At 62.5% G+C, this 18,294-nt stretch carries 25 protein-coding genes; 20 read left to right on the top strand and 5 right to left on the bottom strand.

What is annotated here, in order from left to right; genetic code table 11:
* The first annotated feature begins 68 nt into the window (after positions 1-68).
* Positions 69-755 carry a uracil-DNA glycosylase family protein gene (locus AB839_RS07875; protein ID WP_235649996.1) on the top strand — a complete coding sequence of 229 codons (687 nt, stop codon included), beginning with the start codon at positions 69-71 and terminating at the stop codon, positions 753-755.
* A 12-nt stretch (positions 756-767) separates the two neighbouring features.
* A complete protein-coding gene (locus AB839_RS07870; RefSeq protein WP_054172066.1) occupies positions 768-1,556 on the top strand; it encodes a hypothetical protein in 789 nt (262 codons plus the stop codon).
* Here AB839_RS07870 and AB839_RS07865 read toward each other — a convergent pair.
* Both AB839_RS07865 and AB839_RS07860 read right to left on the bottom strand, forming a co-directional pair.
* Positions 1,553-1,849, bottom strand: coding sequence for a hypothetical protein (locus tag AB839_RS07865; protein WP_143568383.1), 297 nt, complete (start codon positions 1,847-1,849; stop codon positions 1,553-1,555). The genes AB839_RS07870 and AB839_RS07865 overlap by 4 nt on opposite strands.
* Positions 1,850-1,945: 96 nt before the next feature.
* Positions 1,946-2,299: a helix-turn-helix transcriptional regulator gene (locus tag AB839_RS07860; RefSeq protein WP_082783312.1), complete on the bottom strand. Its 354-nt coding sequence runs from the start codon at positions 2,297-2,299 to the stop codon at positions 1,946-1,948.
* Positions 2,300-2,712: 413 nt separating this feature from the next.
* Here AB839_RS07860 and AB839_RS07855 point away from each other — a divergent pair, with 413 nt between their 5' ends.
* The 12 genes from AB839_RS07855 to AB839_RS07800 all read left to right on the top strand — a co-directional run bounded on the left by AB839_RS07855 (position 2,713) and on the right by AB839_RS07800 (position 10,188).
* Complete coding sequence (locus tag AB839_RS07855; RefSeq protein ID WP_241776755.1) at positions 2,713-3,327, top strand: hypothetical protein; 615 nt, start codon at positions 2,713-2,715, stop codon at positions 3,325-3,327.
* Positions 3,324-3,686, top strand: coding sequence for a hypothetical protein (locus AB839_RS07850; protein WP_061478925.1), 363 nt, complete (start codon positions 3,324-3,326; stop codon positions 3,684-3,686). The genes AB839_RS07855 and AB839_RS07850 overlap by 4 nt, the downstream gene beginning before the upstream one ends.
* Before the next feature lie 58 nt (positions 3,687-3,744).
* Positions 3,745-4,227 carry a hypothetical protein gene (locus AB839_RS07845; protein ID WP_061478924.1) on the top strand — a complete coding sequence of 161 codons (483 nt, stop codon included), beginning with the start codon at positions 3,745-3,747 and terminating at the stop codon, positions 4,225-4,227.
* Positions 4,228-4,518: 291 nt separating this feature from the next.
* On the top strand, positions 4,519-4,917 hold the full coding sequence (locus AB839_RS07840; RefSeq protein ID WP_061478923.1) for a hypothetical protein: 399 nt from the start codon (positions 4,519-4,521) through the stop codon (positions 4,915-4,917).
* Positions 4,918-4,920: 3 nt separating this feature from the next.
* The gene (locus AB839_RS21480; RefSeq protein WP_125895663.1) at positions 4,921-5,745 is read left to right on the top strand and encodes a hypothetical protein; all 825 of its coding nucleotides are present in this window, start codon (positions 4,921-4,923) and stop codon (positions 5,743-5,745) included.
* Positions 5,746-5,793: 48 nt separating this feature from the next.
* Positions 5,794-6,126: a hypothetical protein gene (locus tag AB839_RS07830; RefSeq protein ID WP_061478921.1), complete on the top strand. Its 333-nt coding sequence runs from the start codon at positions 5,794-5,796 to the stop codon at positions 6,124-6,126.
* On the top strand, positions 6,119-6,607 hold the full coding sequence (locus tag AB839_RS21475) for a hypothetical protein (protein ID WP_125895662.1): 489 nt from the start codon (positions 6,119-6,121) through the stop codon (positions 6,605-6,607). The genes AB839_RS07830 and AB839_RS21475 overlap by 8 nt, the downstream gene beginning before the upstream one ends.
* 359 nt (positions 6,608-6,966) lie before the next feature.
* The gene (locus AB839_RS07820) at positions 6,967-7,221 is read left to right on the top strand and encodes a hypothetical protein (RefSeq protein WP_061478920.1); all 255 of its coding nucleotides are present in this window, start codon (positions 6,967-6,969) and stop codon (positions 7,219-7,221) included.
* 25 nt (positions 7,222-7,246) lie between these two features.
* Positions 7,247-7,720 carry a hypothetical protein gene (locus AB839_RS07815; RefSeq protein WP_061478919.1) on the top strand — a complete coding sequence of 158 codons (474 nt, stop codon included), beginning with the start codon at positions 7,247-7,249 and terminating at the stop codon, positions 7,718-7,720.
* A 263-nt stretch (positions 7,721-7,983) separates the two neighbouring features.
* Positions 7,984-8,424 (top strand): DUF6573 family protein, encoded by a 441-nt coding sequence (locus tag AB839_RS07810; protein WP_044570520.1) that lies wholly within the window; start codon positions 7,984-7,986, stop codon positions 8,422-8,424.
* An 88-nt stretch (positions 8,425-8,512) separates the two neighbouring features.
* The gene (locus AB839_RS07805; protein ID WP_061478918.1) at positions 8,513-9,430 is read left to right on the top strand and encodes a hypothetical protein; all 918 of its coding nucleotides are present in this window, start codon (positions 8,513-8,515) and stop codon (positions 9,428-9,430) included.
* Positions 9,427-10,188: a hypothetical protein gene (locus AB839_RS07800; protein WP_024956683.1), complete on the top strand. Its 762-nt coding sequence runs from the start codon at positions 9,427-9,429 to the stop codon at positions 10,186-10,188. The genes AB839_RS07805 and AB839_RS07800 overlap by 4 nt, the downstream gene beginning before the upstream one ends.
* Before the next feature lie 162 nt (positions 10,189-10,350).
* On the opposite strand, the gene AB839_RS21025 is transcribed toward AB839_RS07800, so the two are convergent.
* The gene (locus tag AB839_RS21025) at positions 10,351-12,081 is read right to left on the bottom strand and encodes a type 4 pilus major pilin (RefSeq protein WP_162292566.1); all 1,731 of its coding nucleotides are present in this window, start codon (positions 12,079-12,081) and stop codon (positions 10,351-10,353) included.
* Between the two features lie 222 nt (positions 12,082-12,303).
* On the opposite strand from AB839_RS21025, the gene AB839_RS21470 reads away from it, so the two are divergent.
* From AB839_RS21470 to AB839_RS07785, 4 genes are all read left to right on the top strand, one after another.
* Positions 12,304-12,477: a hypothetical protein gene (locus AB839_RS21470; protein WP_156476632.1), complete on the top strand. Its 174-nt coding sequence runs from the start codon at positions 12,304-12,306 to the stop codon at positions 12,475-12,477.
* Complete coding sequence (locus AB839_RS07795) at positions 12,468-12,932, top strand: hypothetical protein (protein ID WP_049430686.1); 465 nt, start codon at positions 12,468-12,470, stop codon at positions 12,930-12,932. Before AB839_RS21470 ends, AB839_RS07795 begins: the two co-directional genes overlap by 10 nt.
* Before the next feature lie 114 nt (positions 12,933-13,046).
* On the top strand, positions 13,047-13,643 hold the full coding sequence (locus AB839_RS07790; protein ID WP_061478917.1) for a ParA family protein: 597 nt from the start codon (positions 13,047-13,049) through the stop codon (positions 13,641-13,643).
* Positions 13,644-13,678: 35 nt separating this feature from the next.
* Positions 13,679-14,248 (top strand): hypothetical protein, encoded by a 570-nt coding sequence (locus AB839_RS07785; protein ID WP_235650000.1) that lies wholly within the window; start codon positions 13,679-13,681, stop codon positions 14,246-14,248.
* 224 nt (positions 14,249-14,472) lie between these two features.
* On the opposite strand, the gene AB839_RS07780 is transcribed toward AB839_RS07785, so the two are convergent.
* Together AB839_RS07780 and AB839_RS07775 are read right to left on the bottom strand one after the other, a co-directional pair.
* The gene (locus tag AB839_RS07780; protein WP_061478915.1) at positions 14,473-15,357 is read right to left on the bottom strand and encodes an HNH endonuclease signature motif containing protein; all 885 of its coding nucleotides are present in this window, start codon (positions 15,355-15,357) and stop codon (positions 14,473-14,475) included.
* Positions 15,358-15,399: 42 nt separating this feature from the next.
* Positions 15,400-16,455 (bottom strand): hypothetical protein, encoded by a 1,056-nt coding sequence (locus tag AB839_RS07775; RefSeq protein ID WP_235650001.1) that lies wholly within the window; start codon positions 16,453-16,455, stop codon positions 15,400-15,402.
* Positions 16,456-17,222: 767 nt separating this feature from the next.
* Between AB839_RS07775 and AB839_RS07770 the strand changes: the two genes are divergently transcribed.
* Positions 17,223-17,624 carry a hypothetical protein gene (locus AB839_RS07770; protein WP_012480692.1) on the top strand — a complete coding sequence of 134 codons (402 nt, stop codon included), beginning with the start codon at positions 17,223-17,225 and terminating at the stop codon, positions 17,622-17,624.
* 28 nt (positions 17,625-17,652) lie between these two features.
* On the top strand, positions 17,653-18,288 hold the full coding sequence (locus AB839_RS07765) for a hypothetical protein (protein WP_012480691.1): 636 nt from the start codon (positions 17,653-17,655) through the stop codon (positions 18,286-18,288).
* Positions 18,289-18,294: the final 6 nt, after the last annotated feature.

Raw genomic sequence — 18,294 nt, 5'->3', positions numbered from 1 at the left:
TGGCGTGCAATAGCTGCGTGGCAGCACGGTGTGGAGTAGCCTGACACCATCATACGAAGGTCAATGGCATGGATGATCCGGCTGAGTTGAACATGGAAGCGTGGCCGGCTGAGGTGGCCTTCGTGCCCTACGTCGGCCGCGGCTACTGGAAGGGAGTTGAAGGGCGCCGCGTCTTGCTACTGGGCGAGTCCCACTACCGGGAGGCTGGGTGGACCGACGACCCCGTTATCACTCGTCCATTCACCCGCGAGACGTTCGGCGACATGGAGACTTGCAAGAGGACAGGTGGTGGCAAGTTCTTTGATGAGCTGGATCGCCTGCTGACTGGTCAAAGCAGCCCAAATGTTGTGGATGCCGCCCACGCCTGGCAGCACGTCGCATTTTGCAACTTGTCCCAGCGCTTTGCCGGCAAGAGAGCTGGACACCGTCCGTCAGGAACCGACTTCAGTCAAGGCGGGAAGTTGTTGGTAGAGGTGATCCTCCCTCTGCTCCGGCCAGAGGTGATTCTGGTGCTCGGCCGCACCGCTTGGCGAATGTTCGATCACGGGAAGCGGTCGGACCAGCCTACCTTCCAGGCTCGCCATGCCAACTCCGAGGGCAGGAGGCGGCGCTATCTGGAGGAGCGCCACGTATGGTCTCTCGATTATGGCAACGGGGGGGGCGTGGATGACTTGGGTCTACCATCCATCTTGGAACGTAGATTGCTGGGAAGATCGTGCCGCAGCTCTGAGGCATCTTTTGAAATACGCGAATGAAGGGCAAAGGATATGACGCACAATTCGTTGAAGGATGCGATCCGCGATGCGCTGGAGCCGCGTGCTGCCACGCGGCAGCCCACGGCGTTGGACATCGCACAGGAGGCCAGAGAGGCCAAGGCCAGCCTGGAATCGAACATGTCCTGCATGGCCCGCATCACTGTTCCCGCCGGCAGCGAGCGTCACCGGGCGGCTTTCCAACTGTTGAGGGCCTCGATGGACTACGGGCGTGCGTTGCTGTTCCTGTTGGAAACCCATCCCATCGATCTTCCAGCGGTGGCCTTGGCAATGCACCGCTCCCAGATTGAGCAATTCCTGCGGGCGGTGTTTGTCCAGTTCCTTGCCGACGACGAACAGCTGGCGGACTTTCTCCAGGAAGATCGGGGCCCTCGAAGGAAAAACGAGAAAGGAAAGTGGGTGGCTATTGCCCTCAAAGACCTGGCCGCGGACGTGGAGCAGGCCATTGCACGCATCGGGCAGGACGATGAGCCTCAGAAGCTGGCTCGGACGGTGACCAATTCGTGGGACCCTCTTTGCGGGCTGGTCCATGGCGGGAAGGCCATTCGGGTGATGTATCAAGATCCCAATGGACAGATCGGGGCGCACGTGCCGGCAGCCATTCTGTTTCAGACCACCGTCAACGCGGTGGCCACCACCAACTTGTGCGTCATTGCAGCACTGACGGCGGTTGGGGTTGGGGCCTTTGAGGAAAGCCCCGTTGTTGAGCAGTGCGCCAGCGGGATGTTGCACTACATGCAACGGAGGAAAGCCCGCATGGAAGAGCTGGCCTGGCCGCCTTAAAGGACCGGACGCGTATTGTCGTGCCGCTCTGTATCCCCACCAACGATCGCTGGCGGGGAGAGTTGCAATCGGAGGTCTGCGAATCCTCGGTTTAGGCGGCGTGCCTTCTGGCCAAGGGATTCCCAGGTTGAGTCTGCGGCGTCGGATGGAGGCTTTTCGTTGAGGATCAGCTGGGCCGATGCCTTGAATCTCTCAAGAAGTGCTGCTTCATGCCCCGGTGGGTCCAGTTCAACGCGGTTGCGGGCCTCCGCTGCGTTGAGCTCCAGCATGTTCAGTTCGATCAGTGTGGCCATGGCAATGGCGGACCGGGTGGGCTCCGTCCTATTGCGGCGGCAGAGGTGGGTGATCCATGTCCACATGGGGTCGATTCGTCCTTGTTCGCCGATGCCCTAATCCTTGACGGGCGGTAACAGTTGCTCGATGAGTGCGTTGCGCTTCTTCGCCGGCAGCTCACCCAAAACGCCCAGCAGTTCGGCAAAACGTTCCTGCTGGGCCACGCTCTGCTCGCCCAAAGCCAAGATCGCATCGGCCATCGCTGGGCTGGTCGCCAAGAGATAGGCCGGGGGCACCTCCAAGGCCTGGGCCAGCTCGAAGAGGGCTTCCAGGCTGATCGACATGCCCTCGGATTCATACCGAGAGATGCGGGCCGACGCAGCGTCCTTGTCCATCCCCATCCGCACTCCGACCTCGCGTTGGCTAAAGCCCCGCAGGACGCGGGCTTGGCGCAAACGCGCGGCAACCACGGCTCGGGGAGCGGGCGGGGCGGCAGTCACGGGCTGAACGGATGCAATGCAGGCATGCGGACAGGATGACCCAGAGGCTACGCCCCGGGTAGACTCTACGTGCCACGTAAGTTGGCCGCAAGATCCCAAATCTATTGGTGGGAACAGGGGGTTCCATGAAGAGGGTCAGAAGAACCGTGCTGATCGGGGCGTTTGCCCTGACTGCAGCGGCTGGAGCGCAGGCACAATCGAGGGCCGGATCGGACCTGCTTCGCCACATCGGCCGAGCCATCCAAGGCACGCCGAAGGTGGTCAGCGATAGGTCGCGGAGCCCTTACCTTGAGCCGCCTGGGACCTACTGGGACCTGGATCAGGAAGGCTTGGAAGGGGTTCAACACCTGCGGGCCGGAGTGACGGCTGTCGGAGGCGGGGGCGTGGACACCTGCGACATGCAGCTGCTGGCAATGGCCCATTCGGCCTATCGGATCGACGCCGACAAGCGCCAGTGGTGCCTGAGGCAATGGTGGCTGATGGACACGAAGGCCCACGGCGCCAACGGTGTCTCGGGCAATGATCCGGCTGCCATCGAGCGCCGTTATGGCCCGGCCTTCGACGCGCGCCTGCAGCGCTTCAAGGCCATCCGACGGTTTGCGATTCGTCCCACGTTCCAAGCGCTGGGCGATGTCGCCTATCGGGCCGACCGTGGCGTGCTGGAAGGATTCATCCCGATGCCTCAGGTGTCCGCGGCGGGACAAAGCGTCACCGGCAAGGGCTTTGTGCCGTGGGTTCACCGCACCTCCACGGGGGTGTCCAGCCCACCCAACGCCGGCCGCTTCCATCTGCTCATCCGAATGGACGCCCAAGAGGCCGCGAACTTGGCGCGACAAGGTCGCAGCTACCGCGACGATTTGGTGGTGTTCTCCGTCAACCGGGTCTGGGTGGAGGGAACGGTGCCAAAGATGGACGTGACGATAGAGAGGGTTCGGCTCGGATACCGCGATGAAACGATCGACGTTGATTTGACCCATACGCAAGGAGCTCCGGCATGAAAGCAACCCTCGTTTCCCTCGGCCTGATCACCGCAGGGTTGGCTGCCTGCAGCAGCAAAGCTGATCTTCCCACCATCGAACAAGTCGCCCACGCTTACGAGGCGCATGCCAATGCCAACCTCTCCAGTGAAATGGGCCAACGAATCGAGGTCCGGGGTTGGAAAGACCTCACCGCGGATTGCACCTCAACTGGTCCCCAGCGTGCCACGTGCGTGACCGGTGGAACGTTGGACGTGGTCGGGTTCCAGGGCGGGCAGCAGTTGAAGCCCGATCCCGTCCCCGTGCCGCCGGCTTACGACTTCGTCTTTGAGAAGCAGCCCACCGGCTGGGTGCCGGCCGGAGCCCAGAAGAAGGGCTGACCTTGCCAAGGACCGGAATCGCGGTATGCATTGAGGAACACCACTTTAAGGAGGTCCCATGTCTTACAACGCTCACCACACCCCCGGCGGTCACATGCAGTGGGGCTTGTTGGCCCCCGCCACTGTGATCCTTGGGGGAGCGGGCTTGCTGTTTCTTGCCGGGGCCCAAGAGATCGGCCAGAACGAGGGCTACGGCTGGCAGGCCGGCCTGGCAGCCGCTGGTGGGGCAGCCGTGCTGCTCTTGCTGGCGATTCTCTACGTGTTGAACTGGCGAGCGGCCCGCGTGCGCGCGGCAAGGGCCAGCGGGCTCCCGGTTTCGCCGCCCAAAGGTGGCTTTGGAAAGGGCGCCCTGGTGGGCTTGCTTGTCGTCGTTGCCCTGCAGCTGGCCAGCGTTGCTGTGGGCCTGCTCTACCCGGGGTTGGAGGAGAGCGAGCGAAACTTCTTCACCTCCGTGCCCCCGATGGCTCTGACGGCGCTCATGCCGGTGGCCCTCATCGTCGGTGGCATCGCAGGCAAGCTTTGGCGCTCCACCAGCCTGTAAGATCAATCCATGTCCTTTGGGGCCCCCGCGAGGGGGCCTTTTTTTGTGCCAAGAAAAGCTCAGTGCCGCCACCGGTCGCTTCGCGCCGGCTTCTGTAAAAGCGGGGGTAGGAAAAGAGCGGATGACGCCTTCGGCGCGATAAGTGATGTTAGGAAAAGCTGCGGCCTTAGCTCCGCAGTTTTTGATTTTAGTCAATATTTTGTCCACCAGAACCGTGGACAAATTTTCAGGGCGATCTACCTTGGATACATGGGAAGGCAATAGTGCCAACCGACAAACAAGGATCTCGCCATGAACCACACGATGCTCATCACAAACGACACCATCACCGTCAAGGAAGCTCACGAAGCTGCGCATGCCGCTGCCAGCACTTTGTTTGACCAGTTGTCTGGGTATACCTATTCGACCGGCGCGGCGGGCTATCCCGCGTTCCAGTCTTCCACTGAAGACGCATTGCTGGCTTTCCTGCTGAACCGCAATTGGGCAGAGCTGGGACGCGAAGACGACGAGCTGCTGGCTGAGCAAACCGTCTCTGTCAATGTGCAGCGTCAAGAGGACGGGGAGCTCCTCTATGAAGTGGGGCTCGACATCGAAGGGTCGGATTACGGCACCAATTGCAAGGTCAAAGACCTGGCGACGCTGAACGAATGGTTCGATGAAGAATGGATCGACGTGGAGTGCGCGGAGTGAGACGTGCTGACAAAAGAATACTCGCGTAAGAACAACCAATGTCCTTTAAGGCCCCCGCCAGGGGGCTTTTTTTTTGAAAAAAACAAAGCCCAGAGCCACTGCCGGTCGCTTCGCGCCGGCTTCTGTAAAAGCGGGGGTGGGAAAGGAGCAGGTGACGCCTTCGGCGCGAGAAGTGATGTTAGGAAAAAGTGCGGCCTCAGTGTCGCAGTTTTTGCTTTTAGTCAAGATTTTGTCCGCTACAGTCGTGGACAAAACTCCAGTGCGATCTACCTTGAATTTGTGGATGGGCAATCGCGCCTTCCGAAAACCACCAAGGAAATCGACATGAAAATTCATCACCTCGTCAGCGACGGAAACCAAGCGGTCGCCATCACGCAATCGGCATCGAGTGGTGGTGGTTACGCGCACCCGGTGAAGCTCTCCGCCATTCGCTTCAACGTGCAAGACGCTGAAGCGGCGCTTGGCGAGCTCAACAAGTCTGGCCACCGTCACGAGAAGGCGTTCGAAGTGATCGAGCGTTGGGACGTCGATGCTCGCAACCAAGGGCCAAAGTCAAAGTTCGGTCGAACCCTTGCCGCCCTTGTGGACGAAGCGCAGGGCCACTTGAAGGGGCCGGTGATCTACGAAGCCAAAAGCATGCAGGAGGACACCGCGCGTGCGCTCAACGCCGCAGCGAAGCAAGCCAGGCTTTCGCAGGTCCTTCCTGCTACAGGTGGCCCGAGCATGATCATCGGTGGGGAAGTGTGGAACCCGCGCCAAGAGGCCCAGAGCCAAGCGCCAGCTCCGGCGGCGGCCCTGGAACCTCCCCGTCAGCGCGTGCGTCTGTGACCGCCGTCCAAGGAAAGAGAAGTGCTTAAACCCGTCCGTTCCCCAGACTTGGCCACCCTTCCGTCCTCCCGGGGCTACTCCCGTGATCTGGAGCGCTTGCAGGCGGCCGCCGCGCGCGTGCAGGTCACGCGAAACGAAGCCGTGCGCCAAGTGCTCGCCATGTATGCCGCCAAACCTTACCCACTGAGCAAGCGTCGGCTGGGTGGGGAACGGGACGTGCGGCTGGCCTACCTTCCGCTGCAGCGCAGCGTCTTGGAGGCGGTGGAGCAGGGCGCGGTGAACGCTGGGATTTCCACCGCAGAAGCGGTGCGCCAGATCATCCGAGACTACGTCCAAGGACATCTCATTCGGAACCAGGTTCGGGGCAGCCGCCATGGCTGACCGCCACCCACCACCGCCAGGAAGTCCGAGCGCTGAGCTGATTCACGCGTGCGTCGAGGGAAGCCTTTTCGGCGCTCTACAGGCCCTGCGGCAGGGCGCCAACCCCAACGCGTGGCGCCTCAACGAAGGTCCCGCGCTCCATTCCGCACTTGCCTGGCCCCGCATCGTCGAAGCCCTCCTGCAAGCTGGTGCGCACCCTCAAGAGAGGAACCACTGGTGCGAGCGCCCGCTGGAAAAGCTGGCGGCGGACTACCAGCTGAGCGACGACGCCGACGAGCGCAGCCGACTTGAACAGACGGCGTTGCTGCTGTTGCGGCTGGGCGGCAACCCTCACCGGGGCAGCCCGTTCTGGAACACGCCATCGCTGAAGGCGGCGATGCCGCACGTGGTGGCCACGGTGGAAGCCGAACAACGTGCTGTCCACCTGCAGCATGCATGGGCAGCCCGGGGAAGTGTCAGTGCAAAGCGGGCAAGGCTGTAGAGCCAACGGCCCAACGCCGCCACCGGTCGCTGCGCGCCGGCATCTGTAGAAGCAGCGGTGGAAAAGAGCAGGTGACGCCTTCGGCGCGAGAAGGGATGTTAGGAATAACTGCGGCCTTAGCTCCGCAGTTTTTACTTTTTGTCAAGATTCTGTCCACTACAACCGTGGACAAATTTCCAGGGCGGTCTACGTTGGGATCAGGAAGAACGCAACGCTCTACCCACCGACTGGAACCGCCGACATGACCCTTTCTCTTCTCGCCATCGCTGCCCCCATCGCCCTTCCTTTCAGCGTTAGGTTGGCCCAGCGCCTTGAACGCTGCATCGATCGTGCCCTTTGGGCGCACTGAGGGAAACGCCATGACCACGCGTGCCGCCCGCCACCGCTATTACGCATACGAGCGCCGCGATGGTTCTGTGTGTTACCTGCCAAAACTGTTGCACGAGGGGATTCAGCGCTACCCACGAACGATTGCGCACTACCACCTGGTGCAGTGGCTGGGAGTGTCCAAGTTGCTCAGCAAAGACGAATACAAGCAAATGGCGTGGCTGGGTTCACAGCGGGGCACGCTCCGAAACACCCATGATTCAGCGCAGGCTCGTCTCACCGGCTGACACCCAGGCAGGGCAAAATGGCTCCATGACCCACGCTGCCCCTCCATCCACCCTTCAGGCTCCGGCCTACGGCCTGCTGCTCGGCCACACCGAGTGCCATTTCTGCCACGCCCCGACCCCCACCGCCGCGATCTGGGTGCCCTCGCTCGAGGAGCACGACGACGAGGGTCTGGTGGATCAGGGGGAGGGTGCCGTGTTGCGCTACATCGAGCGTTTGGACGAGGACACTGTCGCTTTCGTGGCGGGCCACGCGCCCTGGCTTCGTTTCGCCACTACTCGAACGTCAGGGCAAACCTACCTGGCCCATCACTGCACCACCTGTGGGGCCCTTCAAGGGGACCACTTCGTGTTCTCGCCGGATGGTCCTTACTGGCCCCAGAGCGACGTCGAGCTTGCACGCCTGACGTTTGTCCAGGGCCTTGGCCCGCTCACCGCCCAAGCATCGGCAGGGCAGAGCACCTGGATGGACCGGGTCCCTCTGGCCTGCGCCCAGGCCTGACGGTATTCCCAAGTTCAACGCCGAATCGGTGTGCCGCCCGCGGCACCTCATTCAAGCCCTGTGCGCTGCGCGCGGCCCCAACGCCCGGCTTCTCCGGTCAAGGGCCATTCCAGGGCCCGTGTCCTCGCTTCGCTGCGGGCCGCGCCAGCCCTTCCATTTCCTCCCTTGACCGCGCCGAGCGGTGGGGCGGTGGGTTTCCCATTCCAAGACATCCGCACCGGATGCCCTGGACCGGGCCATTACTCACCAAGCGAGGAAACAACATGTTCGAGCCTTCCGACCTCATCCATTCCTACACCCGCGCCCAGGCGATCGAGGACGGCGTCTTAGTGGACGTGTCCGACGTGGCCAAAGAAGCCGGTTTCAAGTTGCCCGTGGCCATCACCCGCGCTGCGTGGGCACGCTACGTGGAAGTGCCCGCGGGACTGGAGGTGCGCGGCCAGTCGGTGGACGGCCGGCTCTGGGATGTGCTTTTTATGCTCCACGTCGCCATCAAGCGGCATCAGGGCAACGGTTCGGAGATCCACTACCAGCTCCACGTGGCTCTGTCCGACGCCGGCGACTGGTTGTCAAACGAAGCCCACCCGGAGGCCGGGTCTGGCCTGACGCGGTCGACCCATCGCCTTGTCACCTTGAAAGCACTGTGTGGGCCCGGGGACGCCCTGGAGCCGGTGGTCACCATCATGCTGCCCAACGAGGATTGAGAAGGGAGGGGGCAGGACATCGGCCCCCATCGTTTTCCCGTGCTGGTCCCGCCGCTACCATGGCGAGACGACAAGGGAGGAGTAGAGGATGGAAAAGTTCGATTGGTCGAAGGTGGAGTTTGCACGCACACCCTGGCGGAGCCGGGTTATCCCGGACGCGCTGCCCATCCTCATCCGGTGGGCGCAGGAGGGTGAAGCTCATTCCTACAGCGACCTGGCCCAAGAGCTGCACGACACCTTCGGACACGAGATCAAACCCCGCAAAGACCTCTACGGCACCGTCGCCGGGGGAGTGGCCCAGGCCCTGCAGTGGCTCAGCGAGCAGTGGAAGGAACCCATCCCGCCCCTCCACGCAATCGTCGTCAACAAGAACACGAAACACCCTGGCGAGGGGGCGATCACCATCTCGCCAGCTTACTTCGCGGGGAAGAAGCTGGACACCGAGGAAGAGCGCCGTGCGCACTTGCGAGAGGCGATGGAAGACGTTTTCACCTATCCCAATTGGGACCGGGTCGCCCGCGCTCTGGGAGCCACCATGCTGACCCCGTCCGCCGGGGCGGTTGAAGAGGTGGCAGCGGATGCGCCTCTTCCCCTTCCTAAAGTCCAGGAGGGGGGGCGGCCAGAGAGCGACGAGCACAAAGCGTTGAAGGCGTGGGTGGCCAGCCATCCCGAAGAGTTCGTGGACTTTGGGTACTTCCCCATGGGGAGCAACGAGAAGTTGTTGAGCTCGGGTGACCGACTGGACGCGCATTTCGATAACGGAAGACATCGCCTGGCGGTGGAAGTTAAAACCAGCAAGTGCTCGGAGGACGAACTCCAGCGAGGCGTCTATCAAGCGGTGAAATACCGCGCCGTTCTCCGGGCCGAGCAGAAGGCCATCCGCCACGTGCCCAACGGGGAGGCGGTGCTGGTGTCCACGCGCGCTCCGAACGCGGAAACCCGTGCGCTCATCAAGCGGCTGCAGGTGCGTTTCCAGCAGGTGCCGCTGGAGGCGGAGCAAGAATGAAGCCTGAGGAACTGGAACAACGTATTCGCCAAATCGATGGATTCGTTCGGGTGCTCACGCAGGAGTGCCACATCCTCGACGAGCGCCGGCACATTTTGTCCCCACTCATTCAAGACCCCGCGATCCAGGCAGGGCTCAAAGCCAAATTGGATAAGACCCCCGGCGCCAATGCGTGGAACCACTTGGCTCCGCTTCTTGGGCAAGACCTGGTGCGCGATCAGTCACGGCTTTTTCTGGACAACGATCTCAGGTCGGGTAGCCTGACCAACCTGTGGAGAAAGCTGCAAGCAGATCCAGCCATCAAGGAGCACTACCGGGAGCGCTACGGGCGCATGTTCGATCACTTCCACGACGAACCGATCAGTGACCTGCCGCCCGAAAGCTCGGCTGTTTTCCAGGAGAAGTTCAGACAGAGCGATCGGGACGAAAATTACTCGCGCTTCGATAATGGCTGGGAAAAGGTCTCCAATGAAATGGTGATCCTTTCGGCTGATCCCGTGGCAGCGAAAATCAAGACCCTACGGGACAAGCACCACGCCCACCTGGAAATGCGCAAGCTGGACGAGGAGCCTGGCGCGTTTGACATCAACACGCTTGGGTTGACCTTCAATGAGGTCTTGGCTTTTGGCGATCGCTGTCAGGCCATCGTGGCAGAGCTGGGGCTGCTGCTGACCGGGACCAGCTGGGATCCACAGCAATACGCATCGGTTCACGAAGCCCAGGGCAAGGCGATGTGGAAAACCCTGGCTGGGGTTTGACTTCGAGGCACAACAGCGAAGAGCCCAGAAGCCGCCGCAGGTGGCCAAGCCACCTGCCTTCTGAAAAGCACGCTTGGTGCGAGGGCATTGCCTCCGGTCGGTTTTGGAGATCCGAAGCTTTGCCACTTCGAACGTGAGGGATGCCCCCCGCCTTCTTTGCCGTCAGGGGCATTTGAATTCAAAGCCCACCCAGTCGCTCGCTCCCAGGTCTTGCCAGTAGAACCGCGCGCCTGGACCCACGACGCTGCACGAGCAAGCCGCCGGCCAAACCGCGGTGCCTGGGTGGTTGACGAAGCCGTAACCTGGCATCGGAGTTAAGTTGGCGCGCAGCGCGTAGACACAGGCTTCCAAAGCCGGTGTTGGGCGGGTCACGCCAGGTGGCTCTGGCGTAAACGTGGGGGTGTCGTTCGTTTCGTATTGCCAGGTGCATGCCAACGAGGTGGCTTGAAGCTCGGCCAGGGTCCGGGGAGCGTTGCAGAAGATCGCCCAGCCGTAGTGCCCTCCGTCTCCCCACGAATGCCAAGATCGCCCGGTGTATTCGGGAAACGTCGGGGGTGGTGCGTTGGGTGTGCATGTATTGGCCTCGTTGCGACGAACCCCCGTCTCCGCCCAATTTGTCCAAGTGGTGAACGTCGGGCTGGGCAGCGACCACGTGGTGGCCGGGCAGTTGTAAGACCCCATCCTGGTCCGCCGCTGCTCGGCCTGCCACGTGTGCGATCCACTTTGGCCTGCCGGGCAAGCGGCACTCGCGGCGACCCACTGGGTTTCGGCTTGTGGGAAAGGTGCTGGGCAAGCCGCGCAGGTGGTGTTGGTTTGCGTCCAAGCGTCCCACGAACCGGTGCCCGTGCATGAGAAGGTCCGCCGCTGGCCGATCGAGCCAAACTGACCTGCAGGGCATCCCACGTTGCGGGTCTCGGGAGCAGGGCACGGAGTGCAGGTGCTGCTGGTCGTGGTCCAACTGCCGGCCGTCGTGGACCCAGCCCACGCCTCGTAAACACTCGGGTCGGTTCCGCAGTGGTGACGGCGGTGTTGGAACACCTGGCCCACCTGGCCCACTGGGCAGTTGATCGTTCGGTTCTCGCTCCACTCTCGGCACGGCATCGTGGTGCTGATCGGCGGCGGCGTGACCGGCGGTGAAGTGGGCGGAGCCGGAGGCGTCACGCTCACCGGGGGAGCGGGCGGCGTGACCGGTGGGGGCGTCGTGGGCGGAACGCTTGGTGGCGGGGCGGTTGGGGGCGACACCGGCGTGGAAGGTGGCACCGGCCCCACGGGCCCCACCGGGAATCCCACGGGCGGAGAACCGGGTGGAGTGGCCGGAGGTGTTGCTGGCGGCAATACTAGAGGCGATCCGGTCCACTCGCCTCCCAACAATCCGCTGTGGTAGACGAAGACCACGCGCGATTTGTCCGCACACGTGCGGCTCAGCAATCCGACGTCGAGTTGGCCGCCGGTGTTTCGAATCACCGACACGTCCGACACCTGCGCGTCCCACACCCCGCCCGCGTTGGCCGCGACCAGGGCCACGCACGCTTGACGAGGAAGGCCGGCGTAGCTCACGGAGAACGAATCGCCGAAGCGATCCACGGTGTAAGGCTGGACGTCCACCGCGCCGCCCCACGCGTTGGTCAAAACGTTTTCCCCGGCGCCGAGCTGGGATTCAGGGGCCAATCCATCGACCACCACGGCCGTGGTGCTCACCCCGCGGAACGTCCCCACCACCCCAAAGCTGCTTTCAAGACGACGGGACAGCTCGCGCAGGTTGCGCGTCTCGCTGGCCACCTTGGACTTTGCATCGACCTGGCCAAAGAACAGGAACATCGCGCCCGTGGCGGCGGTCACGGCCCCGAGCGCAAGCAAGGCCTCGGTGAGGGTGAAGCCCAGCGCGCTGCGCACGCCCTTGGAAACGTGGGTGAGAGTGGGCGAACAACGGGGGCGGGTTGTGTGCGTCATGCACTCAGCATGCGATGCACCTGGGATTCCGCAAGCCCCTGTTTTTAGTCAAAAAAAGGTCGATTTTTCATCTTGACATTGCTCGGCGATCTGGTTGCATGAGGTCAAGTGAGTGGGTCGACCTACGCACGAACGTAGCTCCAAACAACCCAAGAGACCGCCACCATGATTGAAAGCCCCGCCAACTTGTCCCGCCTTATTGCTGGCCTTCCTTTCGCGCACATCCCTCCCACGGTTCCCGCGTTCCTGCCCGAAGGCAAACTTCGCCGGCAAGCCCGCCTGGCGCGCGAGCAACGCCACTTCGAGCGCCAGCTGCGCAAGGAGCTGAAATGGAAATGACCACAGACCGGCGTGCTCAACGGCTTCTGGATGCCATCGAGCACCGCAACCCACAGGCTTTGAAGAGAACCATTGCGGCCATCCGCGAGGCACGTCTGAAGGCGTGGAGGGGCCTGACGGCTTTCCCGTCCTTGGACCACCCGGTGGGGCCCAACGGAATCACCGCTTTCCACGTCGCTTGCATGGCGTGGCACGTGAACCAGGATGACCCGGCCAAGCGACAGTGCTACGACAAGATGGCTGGAATGCTGGCTGAAGCCGGAGCGGACGTGTTCGCGGAGTTCGGTCCGGCAAAACAACGCTGGACGATCATCGAAGCACTGCATGGCGCTGCGCCACCGTCTGTCAAAGCATGGATGGCCTCTCAGCCGTTCGATCTGCATTGCTCGGCGTCAAACACCGCCCACACGCTGCGGTGGGACTGCCGTCGTCCAGCCGCCTTGTCGGAAGGATAGAAAATAATCCAAGGGCTGAACGGCCCGAAAGGGTTGCAAAAACATGCACTTGCGCTATGGCAGCGTCGGGGTAGATTCGAGAGAAACCCCTATCTACTCACGAAAGGATGTCCTATGCGACTGTGCAACTTCTCACTCAAGGGTGGCGTCGGCCGCACGACGCTGGCCCTGAATCTAGCCGGGTGCTATGCCCGTGACCCCAGCCTGCGTGTGCTGGTCAATGACCGGGACCCCCAAGGCGGGGCCTGCGCGTTTGCCTCACTGTCGGACGAAACACCGTTCAGTGTCGGGCGATCGCGCTCCCCTGGCTTCGACGTGGAGATCACCGACACCCCGCCGCGTCTGCCGGACAACGAGGTGATTCCCGAGGCGGACCTCTACCTGGTGCCGACGTTGCTCGACGGGGCCAGCTTCCTCATCTTCCTGCGAACCGTGGATGTTCTTGAAAAGAAGGGAAAGCGTTTCCTGCCCATCGCCAACCGGGCCAACGAGAGGCGGGCAGCCCATCGACGTCGCCTGGAGCACCCCAAGATGTCGGGCGCCATGCTGGTGCGGGATCGTGCGTTGTTTGCGGACTGCTACGAGGAGGGAAAGACCGTGTTCGACGCCAACGGCCGCTGGGCCCGGGTGGCCCAGGAGGAGATCCACGCCTTGGCGGTCCGGGTGCGCGACATCCTGGCTGCTGGTGCAGGCCGGAGGGCTGCGGCATGATGGAGCTTCCCTTGGTTTCCCTCCCAGACCTACCCATGGCCACTCGCAAAGCTCCTGCCAAGAAGGCTGCCACGAAGAAGGCCGTCAAGCGCACCTTGGATGACGTCAAGGACGTGACCCATGCCAAGCCCCGCCGGGCCAGCAAATCGGCAAGCGTTCCGATTGCCCGCATCCCGGAGCACCTGTTGCTGGGGCCAGGCGACTACCCGGAGCGCAAGTCCTACTTTGACTACGACGACAGCCAGAAGGCGGGAAGCGTGGGAGGCAAGCGGGTTCACATGGTCATGCCCCGATCGGTCACCCTGCACGACTACCGCCGTCGGGAGGACGGGCTGCGCCACCACCGGGCCATGGTGACGATCCCGCCAAAGCTCCGCGAGAACATCGCCAAGCTGTTCGGCTTTGACGATTCGGAGGACGCCGGGAGTGAAGTCGCGTTGACCACCGCCATGGTGGCGCTGGCAGACTACGCGGCCGCGTCGCTCATCCAAGACAACACGCTGTTGATCGTGAGCTCGCCGGTGGACGAGCACGCGGAGGACCGCAAAGCCGCCAGGGTAGCGGTGCGGAACTTGGGGATGAGCAAGAACGGAAAGATCTACTGACCCTCACAATCAGGGGGACGAAGAAAGCGGCTATGGCCGCTTTTCTGTGTCTGTGGATCATCCCGTGGGCAGAGCAAAAGCAGCTGAAAAAGCGTCCCCTGGCGGGAGCTGGCATACGCCTACGGCGCGAAGAACCGTTGATTGAACTTCCGGATCCACGCGGAGGGCGTTCCTATCATGAGCAATGATTCGATTTGTCCGATCAGCCGGAGCTTTGGGGCGGCTCATTGGGGAAGGCTAGCAACCTCCAGTTCGGACGATTCATTGCCCGCCAGTCGCCGCCGCAGGGCCTCTTTGGACATCTTGGGCGGAGTGTCCAGCGAGAGCTTCTTTCCGTCCAACGAACGGTAGAACGGATCGTCCACCCCCGCGCTGACGTAGACGACCAGGTCCGGCCCGATCGTTAACAGGCCTGCATCGAACAACGCGTGGATGTCCTTCCGTAGCAGTAAGCCATTGCTCAAAGCATTGGTGGCTGCCCCGTTGTAGGGGACGATGTGAGCGGCGTCGATGACGCTTGCCAAGGCGGTCCCGGTGACCATGCACACGGCTCCGTAGTGAGCGACTAGGCGTTTACGAAACTCCGCTTGGCCCTCTCGGATCACCCGAAGGACTTGTTCCACCCGCTTGCCCTCGGCAACGACGGCTTCCGCCGCTGGGGGCAGTGCCTGTTCCACTGCCAACCGCCCGCTCTCCTCAAGGACGCCCTGGAGGGCTTGGATGGCGTCGTATCCAAGCAGCTCTGCTGCCGGGCGCAGCTTTGGGTCAATGCCGGATCGGTGTCGGATATGGGCCAACAGGAGGGCGGCGTCTTCGAGGTAAGTGAGCTTCTCTCGGCGCATGCTCCAGAGCTGATTCAGCTCTTCTAGGTTCCAGGTGCGCAATGCTAGCCCAAGCTCATTGGTGGACATGCGTCGGGTGAGCTGGCCCTTCCCCAAGTGTTTGCGAACCAGGTGCTCTTCGAACTCCTTTACATCTGCAGCGTCCTTGTCCGTCAAGGTGAAATGACTGATGTAGGACCTGCTGTTTTGCTCGTCCCACTTTCTCTCTCGCCGCATCTGCTTCGTCAGACGCCAATTTGCAATCCGTTCCTTGTCTGTGTCGTCCATGGTGGCTAGCTGGTCGTTTGAGGCTTGAACAATGGTAGTGGATCACGGCCGCTGAGAGCGGCCTTCCGCTTTCCGCTGGCGGGCTTTCAACCACGCAGCCGCCAGATCGTCCACGTCGGCCTGCAGCGCGGCCCGTTCCCCAGGGAGCCATGGCCTCAACGTCCCACTGGCCACCCCAGCGTCCCGGTCCGCTAAACGGCGCCGGGCATTGAGCCACTGTGCCTTGGTTTCCTCCTGACGAGTGGCTTGGCGCTGTGTCCGCATGCGAACCGCGTTGGGCTTGTCGCTGTAAGTCCGGGCATGGTCTTTGCCTTGGCTAGGCCAGGGTGTTTCGTGCGCGCCCTGTCGCCGCCGGCGGATCTGGCTCAGGCTTGGATACCGGGCCATCCACCGATTCTCAAACGTTCGATCGGGAGGGGGTGCTTCTTCTTGGGCCAGGGGGATGACCAAGGCGTGGAGGGCGATCAGTTGCCACACCGCTGATTGAAAAACATCCTCGGTCAACCGGAAGGCCACCACCTCGGGGTGTTCCAGCCATTCGCCTTGGTGCACGTTGCGCAAGAGCGCCGCCAAGTCGTTTCGCGTCAGATGGGCACGGTGGGCCAGTGGCCACCCCAGCATCCAGGTGTCCGAATGCCGTTCGGCATGAACGACGAATCGGGGGTGTTTCCAGCGCTCTTGAAGCTGGGCAAGGACGGTGGCTGGCTTGGCAAAGCGCCCTACCTCGACCAGGTGGTTATCGGAGCGCTGCAGGACAAACAGTCGGTCGGCCAGCAGGGCGTCCAGGGGTTCTGGTGGCAGCCGCTGGCTCAACTCGGGCCAGGCCAACAGGTCACGGGTGCCCCGCTCGGTGATGCAGCGCTTGCAAGCCATGCGCAGGTTCTCGGCGTCCCTTGGGCCGGCTAGGCTCAACGGAACGAGCGGTGAGAGCCCCCAGGCGTGGCGACGATCCAAGTCCAGGGGGGCGGTGCAGAAAGCGCACACAGGGCGTTCGGAACGGCGGGCCACGTCCAGCGTCCAACGGGGAGTGGCAGGCGCACGGGCGCCATGGAAGGCCAGCACGCGACGGGCAAACGCGCCCAGGTCAGCGGTGGTCATGGGAGCGCTCCTGAAACGAAAGCCGGCAAATCACCGATGGGCCAATGGCGGTGAATGGAGGTCATGGGGCGCACCCTCGCTTGACTAAAACGAAATGCGGCGAGGGCTCCGCGCTTCCCTTCCAGGGGTTCTTTGGCTCCCCACTTGTGATTCGGAAAACACGGTGGCGGTGTATCCATGGGCACTGCACACGTTTGACTAAAACCAATGTGGCTTGGGTGTCGTGGGTCGGTGCTGCGGGTGGGTGAGGGCAACCTGTCCTGGGGATCCGGGGCAATGCGAAACGGTGGGCTGAAAAACTCCACACGGACTCCTGGGGTGGGGCATCGGTGGGCGTGAGGGGTGGAAGAGCGGGAGCGTTGCGTGGGCATGGCGTGGGCGGTGGTCCTGTGGGGGCGAGGGGGCGTAGACCACCAATAGCGCAGTTGGGGCAACACGCAAGGGGCCGCCGAAAAGCAACTGCAAGAGCCCAACGTGGGTGGAAGCAGTGTCGGCAGGGGCAGAGAAGCAGGAGCCCGGACGGTTCCCCAGAGTCGTCATACACATGACGCACTGAAGTGGGAGTGCGCTTTTCGCCCAAAAATCGGCCTCACATCTGCCGGAACCTCAATGCAATCAAGGCCTGACCCTGTCACCACTGAATGGAGACAGTGTCAGTGCTTGTTAGCTCGTTTGGCCCATGTTTTTCAGGCTCCTGACGTGGGGCCTTGCCAACTCCGAGATTCGCGGTATCGGTGGAGTAGTCCAGAAACGGAGTTACTCGACCAATGGCGTTGGTTCGTCAAAACGTAAACCTCGACCGTGGGCAACTGAAACTTGCTCAGCGGCTTGCCCGTGAATCGGGCAGTGGGTTTAGCGCCTACGTGCGAGAGGCGCTGGAGCGACACAACACTTCCATGTCTGTGGCGAGTGTGCTGGAGAACTCTAACGCTCACTTGGAACAGCTCATCGACGAGTTGCGGGAAGAGAACGCGTTGTTCCGGAGTGCGCTCCAGGAAGACCTGCGGCGGCTGCGAGACGAAACGAAGGCGGAACAGGACAGCGCCATCCAGCGCTACGAAGAAGCGCTTCGCAAGGTGGTGACGGCGGCCCTCTCGCAACCCTCTCCCAAAGGTTCTGGTGCGGCCAAGGTGCCCGCAGCCGGTCCCATGACTGCTCCACGCACCTAACTTTCCCCCACAGCAGGAGATCCAACCCATGAAACGTTTTTCCCTTTCTCTCACTCTCTGCCTGGCGGCGTTCATGCCGCTTCACGTTTCCGCCCAGGCCGCCGCTGATGCGGTCCATGCCGCAGAGGACGATGGCAAGCCCAAGGCCGATAAGAGGCGCCTGTTCAAGGCCGGAGGCATCGGTTGCGTGGCCGGCGGAGCCATCGCCTTGCTCACGGGCAAGAAAGACAAGGCCTTGGGCGCTTGCGCCGCGGGTGCTGCAGTGGGTGCTTCCGCGTCCTACGTGAAGCAGCAGCGGGAACACGCCGAGCAGGCCGCCGACGCTGCCCGTGCGGCTGGCATGAAGGCCGAAGTGGTCACCAAGACCGAAACCGTGGAGGGCAAGCAGGAAGCCGTCCTGGATTCGTTGCGCTTGAACTACAACCCCACCGACATGAAGCGGTTGAACAGCGACACCCGGGCCTTCCTCGACAAGTTCGCAGGTCTGTTGAACAAGTCCAGCAACGGGTTGACGGTGGTGTTCCAAGGAGCCGACAAGGCCGCCTGCCAAGTGCCCATCGTTGAGCTGGCCAAGCGTGGCGCGCTGTCCAAGGTCACGGTGGACGACCGCTGCGGCAGCGGTGAGCCCGTGATCGTCGTTACCCCGGTGCCTGACGTCCGGTGATCTCAG

The sequence above is a fragment of the Stenotrophomonas sp. DDT-1 genome (assembly GCF_001580555.1).
Taxonomy (GTDB): Bacteria; Pseudomonadota; Gammaproteobacteria; order Xanthomonadales; family Xanthomonadaceae; genus Stenotrophomonas; species Stenotrophomonas sepilia.
This window is presented reverse-complemented; position numbering and strand designations above follow the sequence as displayed.

Coding starts and splice junctions, on each gene's coding strand:
- AB839_RS07875 (WP_235649996.1), top strand. CDS start 69: ATGGATGATCCGGCTGAGTTGAACATGGAAGCGTGGCCGGCTGAGGTG.
- AB839_RS07870 (WP_054172066.1), top strand. CDS start 768: ATGACGCACAATTCGTTGAAGGATGCGATCCGCGATGCGCTGGAGCCG.
- AB839_RS07865 (WP_143568383.1), bottom strand. CDS start 1,849: ATGGCCACACTGATCGAACTGAACATGCTGGAGCTCAACGCAGCGGAG.
- AB839_RS07850 (WP_061478925.1), top strand. CDS start 3,324: ATGAAAGCAACCCTCGTTTCCCTCGGCCTGATCACCGCAGGGTTGGCT.
- AB839_RS07845 (WP_061478924.1), top strand. CDS start 3,745: ATGTCTTACAACGCTCACCACACCCCCGGCGGTCACATGCAGTGGGGC.
- AB839_RS07840 (WP_061478923.1), top strand. CDS start 4,519: ATGAACCACACGATGCTCATCACAAACGACACCATCACCGTCAAGGAA.
- AB839_RS21475 (WP_125895662.1), top strand. CDS start 6,119: ATGGCTGACCGCCACCCACCACCGCCAGGAAGTCCGAGCGCTGAGCTG.
- AB839_RS07820 (WP_061478920.1), top strand. CDS start 6,967: ATGACCACGCGTGCCGCCCGCCACCGCTATTACGCATACGAGCGCCGC.
- AB839_RS07815 (WP_061478919.1), top strand. CDS start 7,247: ATGACCCACGCTGCCCCTCCATCCACCCTTCAGGCTCCGGCCTACGGC.
- AB839_RS07810 (WP_044570520.1), top strand. CDS start 7,984: ATGTTCGAGCCTTCCGACCTCATCCATTCCTACACCCGCGCCCAGGCG.
- AB839_RS07805 (WP_061478918.1), top strand. CDS start 8,513: ATGGAAAAGTTCGATTGGTCGAAGGTGGAGTTTGCACGCACACCCTGG.
- AB839_RS07800 (WP_024956683.1), top strand. CDS start 9,427: ATGAAGCCTGAGGAACTGGAACAACGTATTCGCCAAATCGATGGATTC.
- AB839_RS21470 (WP_156476632.1), top strand. CDS start 12,304: ATGATTGAAAGCCCCGCCAACTTGTCCCGCCTTATTGCTGGCCTTCCT.
- AB839_RS07795 (WP_049430686.1), top strand. CDS start 12,468: ATGGAAATGACCACAGACCGGCGTGCTCAACGGCTTCTGGATGCCATC.
- AB839_RS07790 (WP_061478917.1), top strand. CDS start 13,047: ATGCGACTGTGCAACTTCTCACTCAAGGGTGGCGTCGGCCGCACGACG.
- AB839_RS07785 (WP_235650000.1), top strand. CDS start 13,679: ATGGCCACTCGCAAAGCTCCTGCCAAGAAGGCTGCCACGAAGAAGGCC.
- AB839_RS07780 (WP_061478915.1), bottom strand. CDS start 15,357: ATGGACGACACAGACAAGGAACGGATTGCAAATTGGCGTCTGACGAAG.
- AB839_RS07775 (WP_235650001.1), bottom strand. CDS start 16,455: ATGACCACCGCTGACCTGGGCGCGTTTGCCCGTCGCGTGCTGGCCTTC.
- AB839_RS07770 (WP_012480692.1), top strand. CDS start 17,223: ATGGCGTTGGTTCGTCAAAACGTAAACCTCGACCGTGGGCAACTGAAA.
- AB839_RS07765 (WP_012480691.1), top strand. CDS start 17,653: ATGAAACGTTTTTCCCTTTCTCTCACTCTCTGCCTGGCGGCGTTCATG.